This window comes from Runella zeae DSM 19591 (genome assembly GCF_000423565.1).
GTDB classification, from domain to species: Bacteria; Bacteroidota; Bacteroidia; order Cytophagales; family Spirosomataceae; genus Runella; species Runella zeae.
The window spans coordinates 61505-76583 of record NZ_AUIF01000043.1; the positions used below are offsets into that span (position 1 = coordinate 61505).

The 15079-nt window shown below is 42.9% G+C and carries 10 protein-coding genes; 3 read left to right on the plus strand and 7 right to left on the minus strand.

Translation table 11 applies throughout. The features are described 5' to 3' along the window. Positions 1-30: 30 nt before the first annotated feature. The gene (locus tag G563_RS34655) at positions 31-1173 is read left to right on the plus strand and encodes a glycerate kinase (protein ID WP_037326792.1); all 1143 of its coding nucleotides are present in this window, start codon (positions 31-33) and stop codon (positions 1171-1173) included. A 182-nt stretch (positions 1174-1355) separates the two neighbouring features. Here the strand turns inward: G563_RS34655 and G563_RS0113300 are convergent, their stop codons facing one another. From G563_RS0113300 to eat, 3 genes are all read right to left on the minus strand, one after another. Continuing rightward, positions 1356-3185, minus strand: coding sequence for an alkaline phosphatase (locus tag G563_RS0113300; protein WP_028665750.1), 1830 nt, complete (start codon positions 3183-3185; stop codon positions 1356-1358). Between the two features lie 61 nt (positions 3186-3246). Continuing rightward, positions 3247-3399, minus strand: a complete 153-nt coding sequence (locus G563_RS38045) for a hypothetical protein (RefSeq protein WP_157585300.1) — start codon at positions 3397-3399, stop codon at positions 3247-3249. 246 nt (positions 3400-3645) lie between these two features. After that, positions 3646-4935 carry an ethanolamine permease gene (gene eat / locus G563_RS34660; RefSeq protein ID WP_037326794.1) on the minus strand — a complete coding sequence of 430 codons (1290 nt, stop codon included), beginning with the start codon at positions 4933-4935 and terminating at the stop codon, positions 3646-3648. Between the two features lie 180 nt (positions 4936-5115). On the opposite strand from eat, the gene G563_RS0113315 reads away from it, so the two are divergent. Further along, a complete protein-coding gene (locus G563_RS0113315; RefSeq protein ID WP_028665751.1) occupies positions 5116-6687 on the plus strand; it encodes a calcineurin-like phosphoesterase C-terminal domain-containing protein in 1572 nt (523 codons plus the stop codon). An 18-nt stretch (positions 6688-6705) separates the two neighbouring features. Here the strand turns inward: G563_RS0113315 and G563_RS0113320 are convergent, their stop codons facing one another. The 4 genes from G563_RS0113320 to G563_RS0113335 form a co-directional block, all read right to left on the minus strand. Continuing rightward, positions 6706-8262, minus strand: coding sequence for a glycosyltransferase family protein (locus tag G563_RS0113320; protein ID WP_028665752.1), 1557 nt, complete (start codon positions 8260-8262; stop codon positions 6706-6708). A gap of 219 nt (positions 8263-8481) precedes the next feature. After that, positions 8482-10629, minus strand: a complete 2148-nt coding sequence (gene scpA, locus G563_RS0113325) for a methylmalonyl-CoA mutase (RefSeq protein ID WP_028665753.1) — start codon at positions 10627-10629, stop codon at positions 8482-8484. 49 nt (positions 10630-10678) lie between these two features. Then, on the minus strand, positions 10679-11713 hold the full coding sequence (locus G563_RS0113330; RefSeq protein ID WP_028665754.1) for an AI-2E family transporter: 1035 nt from the start codon (positions 11711-11713) through the stop codon (positions 10679-10681). Positions 11714-11846: 133 nt separating this feature from the next. After that, positions 11847-13235 carry a methylmalonyl-CoA mutase family protein gene (locus tag G563_RS0113335; RefSeq protein ID WP_028665755.1) on the minus strand — a complete coding sequence of 463 codons (1389 nt, stop codon included), beginning with the start codon at positions 13233-13235 and terminating at the stop codon, positions 11847-11849. Between the two features lie 351 nt (positions 13236-13586). On the opposite strand from G563_RS0113335, the gene dnaA reads away from it, so the two are divergent. Beyond that, positions 13587-15017, plus strand: coding sequence for a chromosomal replication initiator protein DnaA (dnaA, locus tag G563_RS0113340; protein ID WP_028665756.1), 1431 nt, complete (start codon positions 13587-13589; stop codon positions 15015-15017). Positions 15018-15079: the final 62 nt, after the last annotated feature.

Below are 15079 nucleotides of genomic sequence, written 5' to 3' on the forward strand. Positions count from 1 at the left end.
ACTGCTTGCCCTTCTTTTTTGTTTTTAGGTATGAAATTTTTACTTGCTCCTGATAAATTTCGCGGTTCGCTTACTGCCGAAGAAGTTTGCAGCGCAATGGCAGAAGGAATCCGACTCGTACTTCCAGCGGCAGATATTATCATGCTCCCAATGGCCGATGGAGGAGAAGGCACTGCCGAAATCTTGACTTTTGATGCTAACGGTACTATGCTTACTACCCCCGTAGCTGACCCCCTTGGGAAAAATATCCAAGCTACCTACGGAATCTCAGCCGATGGTGCTACCGCCTTCATAGAAATGGCCTCGGCCTCGGGATTGCGATTACTTGAGCCGCACGAGCGCAATCCGTGTTTGACCTCCACTTTTGGTACAGGCCAACTCATCTTAGAGGCTATTCAGCGAGGAGCTACCCGCATTATTTTAGGAATTGGAGGAAGTGCCACTACCGATGCCGGAATGGGGATGGCAACAGCACTGGGCTGGCAATTTTGGGATGCTGAGGGACAATTGCTGGAACCTAATGGCAAAAATCTTATTAAAATTCACAAAATTGTTAGACCTACTAACTTCCCCCAAATTCAAGTAGAAGTGGCTTGTGATGTGACTGCTCCACTGTATGGTATTGGCGGAGCTGCCCAGCTTTATGCACCCCAAAAAGGAGCTACGCCTGAGATGGTAGCCCAGCTAGACAAAGGACTCAAACACCTAGCCGACTTAGTAAAAAAAGATTTTGGGCTTGATTTGGCTCACGTGCCAGGGGCGGGCGCTGCGGGAGGATTGGGATTTGGGGCTTTGTTTTTCTTAGGAGCAACCCTCAAAGAAGGTGTAAAAATCGTAATGGAACAAACTCACTTTGCCGAAAAGCTAGAAGGTGTAAATTGGATATTTACGGGCGAAGGTAAAATAGATGAACAGACATTACAGGGGAAATTGATTGCCGGAATCGCAAATGCTGCACAATCAAGAGGAATTCCCGTGGTTGCATTGTGCGGAGCACTGCTTGTATCGCCCGAAGATATCCGGAGAATCGGTCTTAGCTATGCTACTTCTATTATCAATCGTCCCATGACATTAGACGAAGCCATAGCAAACGCTTACAACGGAGTCAAAGATGCATCACAGCAATTGACTCATCTTTTTTGCAAAACGTCAAAGAGGCTGTTTCAAAAGTAAAAGGTCACAAAATATTCTTTGGTTTCAACCTCATCCCAACCCTTCTCCTGGCAGGAGAAGGGCTTTAAAAGTCCCCATCTCCAGAAAGGAGAGGGGGATTTAGGGGGTGAGGTTAAATAGGCACAAAAGAAAATTTGGCAACAAAGACTTTTGATACAGCCTCTTCGTTTATATCAAAATATTTATTTTTCGAGCAATGTTCTGATTTTATTAGATAGCTCGGTGTTTTGATAAATCCCCCCGAAAAGCTGAGACTGAGGCCCATACGCATAGACTGGCACCATGATAGCCGAATGTCCTTTTGAACCAAAATTGGCTTTCACTTTTCCTTCTTTTTCATTGCCGCCAGTGATGCTCATAGCACCTGTTTCGTGGTCAGCTGTGACGATGACGAGGGTTTGTCCATCTTGATCCGCAAAACGCAGCGCTTCCCCAACCGCTTTGTCGAAATCTAGTACCTCATTTACTACATAAGATACATTGTTGGCATGACCTGCATAATCAATTTGAGCGCCTTCGGCCATGATAAAAAAGCCCTTTTTGGCCGTTTTCTGAAGATGTTTGATACTTTCCGCTACCGTAAGAGGAAGAAAATTGCCGCGACCTTTTTCCATTGAGAGAGCTGCTTGGTCGTCCAAAACCACAAACTTTTCTGCTTTATTGTCATTAGAGATGTCGCTATATTTTCTAAATACATCATATTGACGAGCCTTGAGAGAGTCGCCAATATTGCCTTTGTCTTTACGGTCGAAGAAATATTTGGTACCTCCTCCGGCCAAAATATCCATAGGTTCTTTCAGAAAATCACCCGCAATCTCTTCTTGCATACTACGCTTAGGTTGGTGAGCATAAAACACCGCCGGAGTGGCATCCGTAATAGGTCCCGACGAAATGATAGCACATTTTTTGCCGCGTTGTTTGGCAGTCGTTGTCAGAGAAGGGCGCGCTACCAAGGTCGCATCCATTCCAATGGTACCGTTTTTGGTCTTGTGTCCTGTGGCTAGAGCAGTACCCGCTGCCGCTGAGTCTGTAATAAAAGACTCGGCAGGTTGGGTTTGCATTAAGCCTAGGTGTTTGAATAAAGCCATATGCAGCTGCCCCCGATTGGCGATAAGCCCAGTGTGCATTTGGGCAAGCCCCATACCATCGCCAATGAGAAAGATGATATTTTTGGGTGTTTTGTTAGTGCCGTCACTTTTATAGGAAGGAATGTAAGGGATATACGCTTCCGTAGGTTGGGTATGCTCTCCGTCGGCGGGTTTAACGCTTTTAAAATAATTAATCAAGGAGGCAGGAGTATCGGTACCGATCCAATCGGTATTTACAGCCATTAATTCTTTCCAAACAGCTTCGGTATCAGTAGTACCCCAAAAACGAACTTTTTTTCCTTTTTGATGAGCGGTGTTTACCAATTCCACCAATTTTTCACGGTCTTCTTTCGGAAAAAGCCCTTGGCCTTTCCATTGAGAAACTACGCTAAAAGGCGCACTAAAAAGAGCCACTCGGCTTAGTGCTTGGGAAGAATATACTTGATCAAACCGCCCATCAAACCCTATCCAAGTAGGATATTTTTCAAAATCAGAAGCAGCAGGCATGCTTCCACTTACTGCGATTTTCAGGGGTTTTCCTTCTCCTACCAATTCTGGATAGCGCTTAAGTTGGCTTACTAAGGTATCAAGAGTAGGATTGAAGGGCGTTTTGAGGTCAATCAGTAATTGTAATGAATACATCTTCCCTGCTTTCAATTGGCTTTGAAGCGGGTCAAGGTAGAGTGATTGTAGGGTTTTTCCAGCGGTGATTTCTCGCGGCGTATGAGCTACCATTAGTTCACCATTTTGTAAAAACACATCTGCTTCAATCGACCCACATTGTAGCCCAAAGGCTCCTAGTAGGGGGTTGGCTTGGGCGTAGTCGTTATGAGAGTGGGCTTGCGCAGCAGCGTAGTTGAGTTGGGCCGATGCAGGCAACACTGCAACCGCGACAAGCAACATAAGAATCAAAGAACGTTTCATATGGAAATGGATTCAAACAAGAAGAAAGTGATAATAAGGGACAAATGTAGGTAAAAAAGCCTCAAAAAGTGACAGAATAAGAAGAGCGTTTGGCTTCTTGGAGGTCTTGGATGTCGTCTTTTTTCGGTTTTGTACGAAGGGTAATGTATTGTTGGCGCCATCCCCATTTGAGTTTCCAATGTGGATAAGGAGGTGATATTTTGGTGATTTTCATGCCGTTTTTATTTACAAAACAACGGCTCAAATGTGTCTTAAAAATGATTCAAATATGAAGGTTATGTGAAGATAATGACGAGAAGAGCCAATAAGAGACTTCAACTTTTTAGGAATAAATCCTAGAGACAGTTTTGAATAAGCCACACAATACCTCTAGAGAATATTTTGTTTGTTATTGTTTTAATGATTGTATAAATATCTAACAACGTAAAATTCAAAACATTAAAGTGCTGATTTTAAACACCTAACGATTTGCTAATTTTGAAAAGACCCAGAGTGCTCCTGCTAAAGCAGCAAAGAAAAACAAACTCAAACCTTGATTATAATAAACAATAGCTCCTAAGCAAACGACCGAAAGCAAAAGGGCAATCATTGGAAACCAAGGATAAAAAGGTGTCACGAAGGGACGAGCAAGAAGAGGCTGAGTACGGCGCAACACAAAAAGACTCACCATACTTGTAATGTACATGAGCATTGCCCCCAATACCGACAAAATAATGATATCGTCGGTACGGCCTAGCAATAGTGCGATTAACCCCAAAAACCCACCACTTATCAACGCCCAATGAGGAGTTTGAAAGCGAGAATTGACAGAAGCTAAAAATGTAGGCAAATACCCTTCCCTTGCTAAGGCATAAATCTGCCTAGAATATCCAATCGTATTGCAATGAAAAGAAGCGATAAGGCCAAAAAGCCCCAAACTTGTGAAGGCTTTGGCCCAACCACTCTCTCGCCCCAAAGTCAAAGATAAGGTCTCGGGAAGAGGATAATCAATATCTACCAAAAGTCGCCAATCAGTGGCGCCACCGCTAATCAACATAGTACCTAAAGCCAAAATTACCAAAGTGGCAATACTCAATAGGTAGCCACGCGGAATGGTTCGGTGAGGGCTTTTGACTTCTTCAGCCACCATTGCGACCCCTTCTATAGCCAAGTAAAACCAAATAGCAAAAGGTAAAGCCTCAAAAACGCCGCTCAATGTAACAGGTGTATTGTGGGCTGTAAAATTTTTGGTTTCATAGTAAGGTACTACTAACCCCATGAAAATCAGCAACTCTACTACTGAAAGTAGCGTAACAATCATTGAAAAGTTGGCAGATTCTTTGATGCCCAACAAATTGATACCAATAAAAACCACATAAGCACATACTGCAATACCCAGCGTAGGAATGGCAGGATATAAAAAGTGCGCATAACTCCCTAACGCAAACGCCACTGCAGGTGGGCCAAGTACAAAATCTACGAGTGTCCCAAAACCTGCTATAAATCCAAAAATAGGCCCGAGGGCTTGGTAGGCAAAAGTAAAGGGGCCTCCTGCGTCAGGCATAGAGGTAGTGAGCTCGGTATAACTAAAAATAAAAGTAACGTACAAAACTGTCACAATAAGAGTAGCCACTAAGAAGCCTAACGTACCAGCAATAGCCCACCCATAATTCCACCCGAAGTAAACCCCCGAAATGACCATTCCGACGGCGATGCCCCATAGTTGGGTAGTATTTAAAACTCGTTTGAGGGCAGGAGAAGTGGGTGACATGGGCAAGAACAAACCGGTTGAAAAGTATAAAAAGTCAAAAGCTTTGTTTTAATAAAGTTTCCTAAACAAACTTCCCAACTTCATCATGAGTTAACAATAGATGCCTTACTTGCAGTTGTTTTGTTGGGTTACTGTCAGCTCAAAAATAAGACTTACTTACTTCTTTCAAAAATGCTAAAAATGAAACAACTCTCACTTGTGTTATTGTGCGGCCTGTGCGTGTCGTCGCTTTGGGCACAATCTACCGCCAAAGGGTATGTCTACGAAGATACCAACGGCAACCATAAGAAGGATAAAAAAGAAAAAGGTATTGCTAATGTAGCGGTTTCAAATGGGGTACAAGTGGTATTGACCAACGAAAAAGGCGAATACCAACTACCTGTAGGAGACGACAATATTCTGTTTGTGGTTAAGCCATCGGGCTATAAAATTGCCCTTGATGAAAACAACCTTCCCCAATATTATTATATCCACAAACCCAATGGTTCGCCAACTCTAAAATACGCAGGCGTTGCACCCACAGGCCCGTTGCCAGCTTCAGTAGATTTTGCATTGACGCCCTACCAAGAAGAGGAGAACTTTACAGCCTTGGTTTTTGGTGACCCTCAGCCTTATACTCAGGAAGATGTGGAGAATTTTACGAAGGGAATCGTCGGTGAAGTAGAAGGAATCAAAAACGTATCTTTTGGCTTAACTTTGGGCGATTTGGTAGGCGACAACCTCGATTTGCACGCTGCTTACCGCACTGCTGTCAAGAAGGTCGGTATTCCTTGGTACAATCTTATGGGCAATCATGACATGAACTATGACGCCACTACCGACGCCCACGCCGACGAAGCTTTTGAGGCGCATTTTGGCCCCGCCAATTATTCCTTCAATTATGGGAAAGCCCACTTTATTGTTTTAGATGATATTTTACATCCCGACCCCCGCGACGGTAAGGGGTATTGGGGAGGTTTCCGCAAAGAACAGCTTGATTTTGTGGAAAATGACCTAAAACTCGTCCCCAAAGATCATTTGATTGTCTTGGCCTTTCATATTCCTCTTTATACCGACGGAGAGTCTTTCAGGTTAGAAGATCGCCAAAGGCTATTTGAGATATTGAAAGATTTTCCCCATACTTTATCATTGTCGGCACATACGCATTATCAACAGCAAAATTTTTATACCAAATCAGACGGGTGGTTGCAAGAAAAACCGCATCATGAATACAACGCCGGAACAACCTCAGGCGACTGGTATTCAGGAGAATACAACGAACAAGGCGTACCCGCCGCTACCATGCGCGATGGCACTCCCAAAGGCTATATTTTCCTTTCATTCCAAGGAAACCAATACACCATTGATTATAAAGTAGCAGGCAAACCAAAAGAATATCAAATCGATATTTTTGCGCCCAATGTAGTACCTATTGAGCGAAACACCACCGCCAAGATATACGCTAATTTCTTTATGGGAAGCAAAAATGACGTGGTAGAATACCGTATCGACCAGTTGCCTTGGAAAGCCATGAATTATGTAGAGGAGTTTGACCCTCACTTTTTAAGCTTGCTCAATCGCTGGGATACTACCGAAACACTCATGCGCGGACGACGTCCGAGCAATGCCGTCAAATCAAAACATTTGTGGACAACCGGCTTCCCTTCAGGTCTTGCAGAAGGAATGCATACGATTGAAATACGTGCCAAGGATATGTTTGGGCGCACATTTACGCAGACCAAAACCTATCGTATCGAAAAAACACCTAGATAACCCCAAAAGCACTCATTACTAACGAGTTGCAGTAAATGCAACTCGTTTTTTTTGTGGGATAAATCGGTAAAGTTTATAGCCGTGAATTTCTTTTTCAAGCTGATAGTGCGTAGAGTCAAACTGATGATTAAAAGCAGGATAGTAATATGATTGACCCATTGGCGCAACAACATACTTGATTCCGCCCCTTTTATCGAGGTCAAAAAAAGCATCAAATTTGATTCGTTTTGACAGATAAAGCTCTCGTATGACGTCATCTTGGTATGCAAGATTGTGTTTAAAGAGCATTTGTTGTAAAAGCATTCCACGAAAATTGTCACCGTACAACACCGCGATGTACTCCCCTTGCTTTAGTCGAGGTTCTAGGTATTTTTTAACGTCATTTTGTTGATTGTATTCGCTGGTATATCGATTGAAATCCGCCAAATGTAGCCTTTCTAGTTGGGTAGTTGTGAAATACAGTAGCGTGAGTAAAATAATCGATACAAAAAAATAATGCGTCTCTGAGTGTAAATAGGATTTGGCTATCTTTTCAGAAAAATAGCAAAACATAGAGAGTAAAGACACATAGGCAAATTCATGAAAATACCCCACACCTGCGCCATATTTGAAAGCATTAGCGGTTGAGAAAATAAAAAACAAGAGCGTGGCAATTCCCAAAAAAACTTTGGATTTATCAGATTGATCAAAAATTCCTTTCAAAGCTAGCACACTGCTGATGCCGATGAGCACCGCAAAATGAGGAATCAATTGTTTGTAAGTAAATCCATAATACCCCCAAGGCTCTAACCTCACGATAAGGCTTCCTATCAGATTGACATAAAATAATTTTGTGTCTTGACCTCCTAAGAGGAAAGTAAATAAAATAAGTAGACACAAACACAAAATGGAAGTTCGTAGCAAGTTTTTCCATTCGCGCATCCATACAAAATAGCCAACCCATGCTGCTATATACATATACGCAATTTGCTTGGTGAAGAATGCTATCATACTCACAACCACTGCTGCTATAACGTACCTATTCCAGCTTTCCTTCTCTTGAAACGAGCGAAGCATAAAATAAACAAAAAGAGTAAGACACAAGAAAAGCAGGCTATCGATACGGGAATTGGTAAAATACCAATGTTGTAACAATCCAAACAAAAGAGCTAATACGAAAGGACGATAATATTTAGGAATATGCAGAAGTTTTAGGGTAATAAAAGCAACCCATAAGGCTGCTAGAATGAAAATAAAAGAGACTACTCTGCTCACAAATTGTACACGAAAAACATTATTAATTTCCCAACCTGTTAAAGCATAGATTTTGCCGACGATTTGATAATAAAGCGGTGAATAATGAGTAATCCAAAAAGGAGGGAGACTAGGATTTTGGTACAAGGGTAAATTGGCCGCCACTACCTGAATACCATAGGTGGTCGTACGCTCACTTCCCGAAATATCGGGGTGATGACTCACCATAAAAATAATCTTTACACTAAGAATAATCGCAATACATAAAGCGGTAAAAAACAGCGAAAGAACAAGAAAATGAGTACGGGCAAAGGAATAAACTGGTAAAAGATGGGTTTTCATTTCGCAGATAGTTATAGGCCAGAAAAAAAGGTAACCTAATATCCGAAAATAAAAAAGTAGGGCAAAGTGGTTTAAAGTATGACATGCCTAATAACGGCAAAAACTTATCAAACGGATGCTTTTTTTATCCTAAAATCAATACCTATTGATATTGCATAGGTATTTTTCGAAACTACTGGTATGTATTTTTGTGCATACTAAGGATGGGTACACAAACTTCTACTTCTCCCCCATCAATTCCTTCAAAATCTTCTGCGCCGCAATCGAAATCACTGTACCTGGTCCAAACACCCCTTTTACCCCTGCTTGGTACAAAAAGTCATAATCTTGGGGCGGAATCACCCCTCCCGCAATCACCATAATATCTTCGCGGCCTAGTTTTTTGAGTTCTTCGATGAGCTGAGGTACCAAGGTCTTATGCCCTGCGGCAAGGCTCGATGCCCCTACGATATGCACGTCATTTTCGGCGGCTTGTCGGGCGGTTTCTTCGGGGGTTTGGAACAACGGCCCCATATCCACATCAAAACCCAAGTCTGCAAAACTTGTGGCAATCACCTTGGCGCCACGGTCATGGCCATCTTGTCCCATTTTGGCCACCATAATACGAGGGCGACGCCCTTCTAATTCGGCAAAATGATCGGCCATTTGGCGGGCTATTCGGAAGTTTTCATCGTCCGACACCTCCGCGCTATAAACTCCTGAAATTGAACGTATCACGGCTTTATATCTTCCAAAAACTTTTTCCATTGCATCCGAAATCTCTCCTAATGTAGCTCTTACCCGGGCGGCGTCTACCGCACATGCGAGCAGGTTGGTAGTATACTCCATCCCTCCCGACTGAGTACAAGCCTTCGTTAATGCGTCAAGGGCTTGCTTCACTGTTTCGGGATTCCTGTCAGCCTTAAGCTGTTGGAGCCTTGCGATTTGTGCTTCTCTCACCGCTTTGTTATCTACTTCTAGGAGTTCTAAAGGCTTTTCGGAATCGGGGCGAAATTTGTTGACGCCCACTATCGTATCTTTACCGCTATCAATCCTTGCTTGTTTACGGGCTGCCGCCTCCTCGATACGCATTTTGGGCAAACCTGCTTCGATTGCTTTGGTCATGCCGCCCATTGTTTCTACTTCTTCAATCAATGCCCACGCTTTTTCCGCCAATTCTTTGGTGAGATATTCTACATAATAGCTCCCTCCCCAGGGGTCGACGACCCGACATACATCCGTCTCATGTTGAAGATACAATTGGGTATTTCGAGCAATCCGCGCCGAAAAATCGGTAGGTAGCGCAATCGCTTCATCCAGTGAGTTGGTGTGCAAACTTTGGGTGTGCCCCAATACCGCCGCCATCGCCTCAATCGTGGTACGAGCTACGTTGTTGAAAGGGTCTTGCTCTGTCAACGACCAACCTGATGTTTGGCAATGCGTACGTAGAGCGAGCGATTTGGCGTTTTTGGGTTTAAATTGATTCACAATTTTGGCCCAAAGCAAACGACCTGCGCGCATTTTGGCAATTTCCATAAAATGATTCATCCCAATTCCCCAAAAAAAAGAAAGACGAGGCGCAAAACCATCAATATCCATCCCAGCGGCGATACCCGTTCGCAGGTATTCTAAGCCGTCGGCTAAGGTATAAGCAAGCTCCAGATGCGCTGGCGCAGCCGCTTCGTGCATGTGGTAGCCGCTGATACTGATGCTGTTGAACTTTGGCATAAAACGACTCGTATACGCAAAAATATCCCCGATAATACGCATACTCGGCGTAGGAGGATAGATGTAGGTATTGCGTACCATAAATTCTTTCAAAATATCGTTTTGAATAGTCCCTGCCAATTGTTCAGGCTTCACCCCTTGCTCTTCGGCGGCCACGATGTAGAATGCCATAATCGGAATCACGGCTCCATTCATGGTCATTGAGACCGACATTTGGTCAAGAGGAATTTGGTCAAACAGTACCTTCATATCTTCCACGCTGTCGATTGCAACTCCTGCTTTGCCTACATCACCTACCACCCGTGGATGGTCGGAATCATAACCTCGGTGAGTAGCTAGGTCAAATGCCACAGAAAGCCCCTTCTGCCCAGCGGCCAAATTACGACGATAAAAAGCATTGGACGCTTCGGCCGTCGAAAAACCCGCATACTGCCGAATCGTCCAAGGCTGCTGCACATACATCGTACTATAAGGGCCTCTTAAAAACGGCGGTATGCCCGCTGCAAAACCAAGATGCTCGGCATTTTGAATATCTATTTTTGTAAAACGAGGTTTTAGCTTGATACCTTCTGCCGTTATGAAAGGTTTAGTAGAGGAGGACACTATTGTGCCTTCCTGATGCTCTATGCGCAGTGGTAGGTCGGTGAAATTGGGTTTCATAATTATCTCATTGATTGTTGCCAATCTACTATTTCCGCAAAACTAACGCTTATTTTTCAGGCCCTAAAAAGGTCGCCAGAGGCTGCCATTCCTCCACGTTGTCTGCAATAACCTTAATAATCGCCACAAAGGGTAAAAACAATACCATGCCTGAAACTCCCCAAATAACTCCCCCTAAAAATAACGCCATCACCGAAGCCAAGGTGTTGACTTTGAGCTGTACCCCTACTACCCACGGAAAAATCACATTGGCTTCCAAATACTGTACCACACCAAACACCGCGACTACACTCAAAGGGTACCAAATAGAATCGTGCATCATCCAGGCAATCGAAATCGGCAAAAGGGCACCAATCGCAATGCCGATATAGGGTATAATGGTCAGAATAGATGCAATAAAACCAAATAAAATCGCTTGTTTAATGCCTACTATGGCCAGCCCTAGGGTATTCAAAACTCCCACAATCAAATACACCAACAGCAGCCCTTTGATATAATTATAATAGGTATCAACGGTCTGAGTAGCTACCGTTTTGACTCTTTCTTGGTGTTTTGTACCAAAAATTTCATACACCCCCCGCATTAGCAAACCTCTATAATGTAGAAATAAAGCCGCAAACAGAGGGATAATCACTAGATTGAACAACAAACTTGCGGTGGCATTCACGGTGCCGACCAATACTGTTCCAAGTTTACTGCTCAAGTTATTGGCCGTTTGACGCAACCAACTGATTTGCATGTCAAGAGTGATACCAAACTTTACAGTTAGCCAGTCTTGCAGCTGAACCAATACCAAATCGCTCTTGGTAGTCAAACGAGGTAGTTCTTTTCGAAGCTCTGCCACTTGCCATATCATGATTCCTAACAATCCTACACTGATAAACAATACCACCGACAAACAAGCTGCAATCGCCCAACTGCGTGGCCAACGGCGATTTTCGAGCCATTTACATAAAGGATACAACACAATCGCAACCAGCAGCCCAAAGGTCATAGGAATGGTGATTACTTTTGTAAAATACATTAACAAAGCTATAATGACTACTATTTGTAAATATCGATTAACGCGTTCGGATGTGGGCATAATAGTGAATTTATCTATTTGAAAATGTAGCAGAATGCTAATTATCAAGCATTTACAAAATGGTATACTTTTTATTTAGCTATTTTAGCTTAATTGGGAAATATTCGCCGTGAAATACGTAAATTACTCTCTTTTATTTTTCAAAAATCTCAGAAATACGCTTTCGCGCTAGTAGCTCAAAAGAAGCGGTAGGTTGTGCATTTGGGGAATGATTTTCAAATACCAAAGGTGTTTCGTCAACTCTAAATTTGTTGACTCCCACCATTGTACGCTTACCTTCTTCCAAATCTTTTACTTTCTTTTGAAAAGCAGCATCGATTTGATTTTGAATAAAATTTTGTTCAAATGCAGCCATCAGCCCACCTTTATTTTCAATTTCTAACAACAACTCCCAAGCGGCCTCTGATATTGACAAGGTAAGATTCTCTAAAAAATAACTTCCTGCGGCGGGGTCAATAACTTTGTCTAAATAGCTCTCTTCGCTCAACAATACAGAAATGTTACGGGCAATCCTATCCGAAAATTCATCTGGTTTTCTAAACACCTCATCATAAGGCCTTACGGTGAGCGCGTTGCATCCACCTATTACCGCACTCATAGCCTCCGTGGTAGCCCTCAGCATATTGGTGTTGGACGTAATGGCAGCATCATAAAAATACGACGTTTGGGCGTGAATATAACACGGCTCGATAGTAAGCGTCTCCAATGTACTCCACGCCTGCTGAATGCGCCTCCACAAATACCTCAACGCACGAAGTTTGGCGATTTCCATAAAGTAATTAGTTCCTATCGATACCGAAAAAATCAACTTCTCCATCACCAAAGCCAAAGGCATACCCTCGTCAGTTAATTTATCGACGTATGTAATAGCCGAGGCCAAAGTAAACGCCAACTCCTGTACGATGTTCGCCCCAGCATCATGAAAGGCATGACTACTTACACAGATGGTTTTGAAATGAGGTGCTGCTTGTTGTTTTTTTGTTATCTCAGCCAAATCTCTAAAATACGCATCAGGCAAATGCCCCCTTGTCATCCACAGTGCCAGCCCATCCTCCCACAGTCCTCCCTTCATTTGATAAGGTATCACGGCCTCCAAGCCATTGAGAAGGGCTAAAGCTTGGTGATGGGTGAGAAAATAAACGGGCGTTTCGCTGAGTTTGATTCCATGAAGTAGTCTGCTCAGCGATACCTCTACTATGGACTTATCCCCAAAATCCAAAATAATTGCCTCCGCCCCTTTCGCAAAATGATTGATGATAACTGCATTGGTCACTTTTTCGTTCTCAAACGCCACCAAAGGTTGATTGACCCATTCAGAGGATTTGGTTTGAGCTTCTCGGATTTCGTCATACCCTTCTCCAGCAGCATCTTCAGCTGCATGATAAGGTTCTACAATTATCCCTTCATGGGTCTTCCAGAGAAGAGTATCATCATAATCTTTTCCTTTAAGATCTTTGAGAGCCTGTTGCTTCCAAGTATTTTTATTGCTGGCTGAAAATTCAGAAAATAGTGGCAAACCCATGTACAGTATCTTATACTTTTGAAAGAAATGACTTTAAATTGGAAAAAAGAAAGGTAAAATTAGAATATATATTTTCGGATTTCAACTCATTATTCCATATTTACCGTTCAATCTATCCCAATTTTGCAACATTCATTTTTACCTGCTATTTTATTATCACGATTCCCTTTCTATCATTGTTTATGACTATCTTTTTCCTAATTTTGCAGCCCTTTATTCTTTAAGATGCACCAATAGGGACAGTAGTAGTAATAAATAAAGTGCAGTTGGTTTTTATAACCCCTACATTTTCATGGTGTTATCTTGTTTCTCAAAGTATATAGTAGCAATAACAAGTAAAAAATTTACCCCGTGAATAATCAGTTTCAACATGATGTAGCTGCCGTTTGGGAAAATTGCCTTCAAGTGATTAAGGCAAACGTCTCCGAACAAAGCTTTAAAACATGGTTTGAGCCGATTGTTCCGTTTAGGTTGGCCGGCAAAACCCTGACGATTCAGGTTCCAAGTCAGTTTTTTTATGAGTGGTTGGAAGAAAACTACATTCATGTCCTACGACGTGCCTTGGATTATGCCATAGGGCGTGATGGTCAGCTCGAATACTCCATTATTGTAGATACTGGTGGAGACCGTCAGCCACCCATTAAAGTGCACGTTCCGACTACCAACTCTCCCGAAGCCGCCGAAGCTCGCCAAAAAGCGGCTGCCGACCCCAAAAGACATACGCCGCCGCAGCCTCCAAAGAGCCCCGATACCTCAGAGATGGATTTGTTTCTTAATCCAAACTATAGTTTTGATAACTACATTGAAGGAGACTGCAATCGCCTAGCACGCTCGGCTGGGATGGCGGTTGCACAGCGCCCTGGCGTCACTTCATTCAATCCCCTTTTGATTTATGGTGGAGTAGGTTTGGGCAAAACTCACCTCGTACAGGCGATTGGGAATCATATTAAGGGGCATTATCATGATAAATTTGTGGTATATGTTTCCTCTGAAAAATTTACCAATCAATTTATCAATGCCATCAAAAGCAACACGCTACAAGATTTTACGGATTTTTATGTAAAGGTAGATGCTTTGATTTTGGACGACGTACAATTTTTGTCGGGCAAAGAAAAAACCCAAGATACGTTCTTTCATATCTTCAATCATCTACATCAGTCGGGCAAGCAAATCATCATGACCTCCGACCGCCGTCCGAGCGAGTTACAGGGGCTTCAAGACCGTTTGCTGTCGAGGTTTAAGTGGGGGCTTACGGCCGACCTCCAACAGCCCGACCTCGAAACAAGAATTGCGATCATTCAGCGCAAACTCCAAGCCGAAGGGATTTATATCGATGCAGGCGTTATCGAATATGTAGCCCACAGTGTCAATACCAACGTTAGAGAACTAGAAGGAGTCATTATATCACTCATGGCACAAGCCTCCTTGGTACGCCGTGACATTGACTTGGAATTGGCAAAAAATGTCCTCAAAAACATCGTATCAGCCGAAGAAAAGGAGGTAACAATCGATACCATTCAAGAGGTAGTGGCTGATTACTACGATATTACGATTGCAGATTTGAAAAGCAAAAGTCGCAAAAAAGAATTGGTATACCCTCGTCAGGTAGCTATGTTTTTTGCGAAAGAACTAACGGATTTATCTTTAAAATCAATCGGTTATCATTTTGGAGGGCGAGACCACAGCACGGTCATTCACGCCATACAAACTATCAGCGATTTGATGGAACAAGAAGACGCCGTCAAAGAAGCTATTCAAAAGATACGGAGCAATTTTGCTTAATCGCTTCTCTGTTGTATCATTAAGTAATTGAGTGGCAGCGGTGCACTGCGGTTAGTAAGTAC

Excerpts from the sequence above, each read along its gene's own strand:
- G563_RS34655 (WP_037326792.1), top strand. The coding sequence starts at position 31 with ATGAAATTTTTACTTGCTCCTGATAAATTTCGCGGTTCGCTTACTGCC.
- G563_RS0113300 (WP_028665750.1), bottom strand. The coding sequence starts at position 3,185 with ATGAAACGTTCTTTGATTCTTATGTTGCTTGTCGCGGTTGCAGTGTTG.
- G563_RS38045 (WP_157585300.1), bottom strand. The coding sequence starts at position 3,399 with ATGAAAATCACCAAAATATCACCTCCTTATCCACATTGGAAACTCAAA.
- eat (WP_037326794.1), bottom strand. The coding sequence starts at position 4,935 with ATGTCACCCACTTCTCCTGCCCTCAAACGAGTTTTAAATACTACCCAA.
- G563_RS0113315 (WP_028665751.1), top strand. The coding sequence starts at position 5,116 with ATGAAACAACTCTCACTTGTGTTATTGTGCGGCCTGTGCGTGTCGTCG.
- G563_RS0113320 (WP_028665752.1), bottom strand. The coding sequence starts at position 8,262 with ATGAAAACCCATCTTTTACCAGTTTATTCCTTTGCCCGTACTCATTTT.
- scpA (WP_028665753.1), bottom strand. The coding sequence starts at position 10,629 with ATGAAACCCAATTTCACCGACCTACCACTGCGCATAGAGCATCAGGAA.
- G563_RS0113330 (WP_028665754.1), bottom strand. The coding sequence starts at position 11,713 with ATGCCCACATCCGAACGCGTTAATCGATATTTACAAATAGTAGTCATT.
- G563_RS0113335 (WP_028665755.1), bottom strand. The coding sequence starts at position 13,235 with ATGGGTTTGCCACTATTTTCTGAATTTTCAGCCAGCAATAAAAATACT.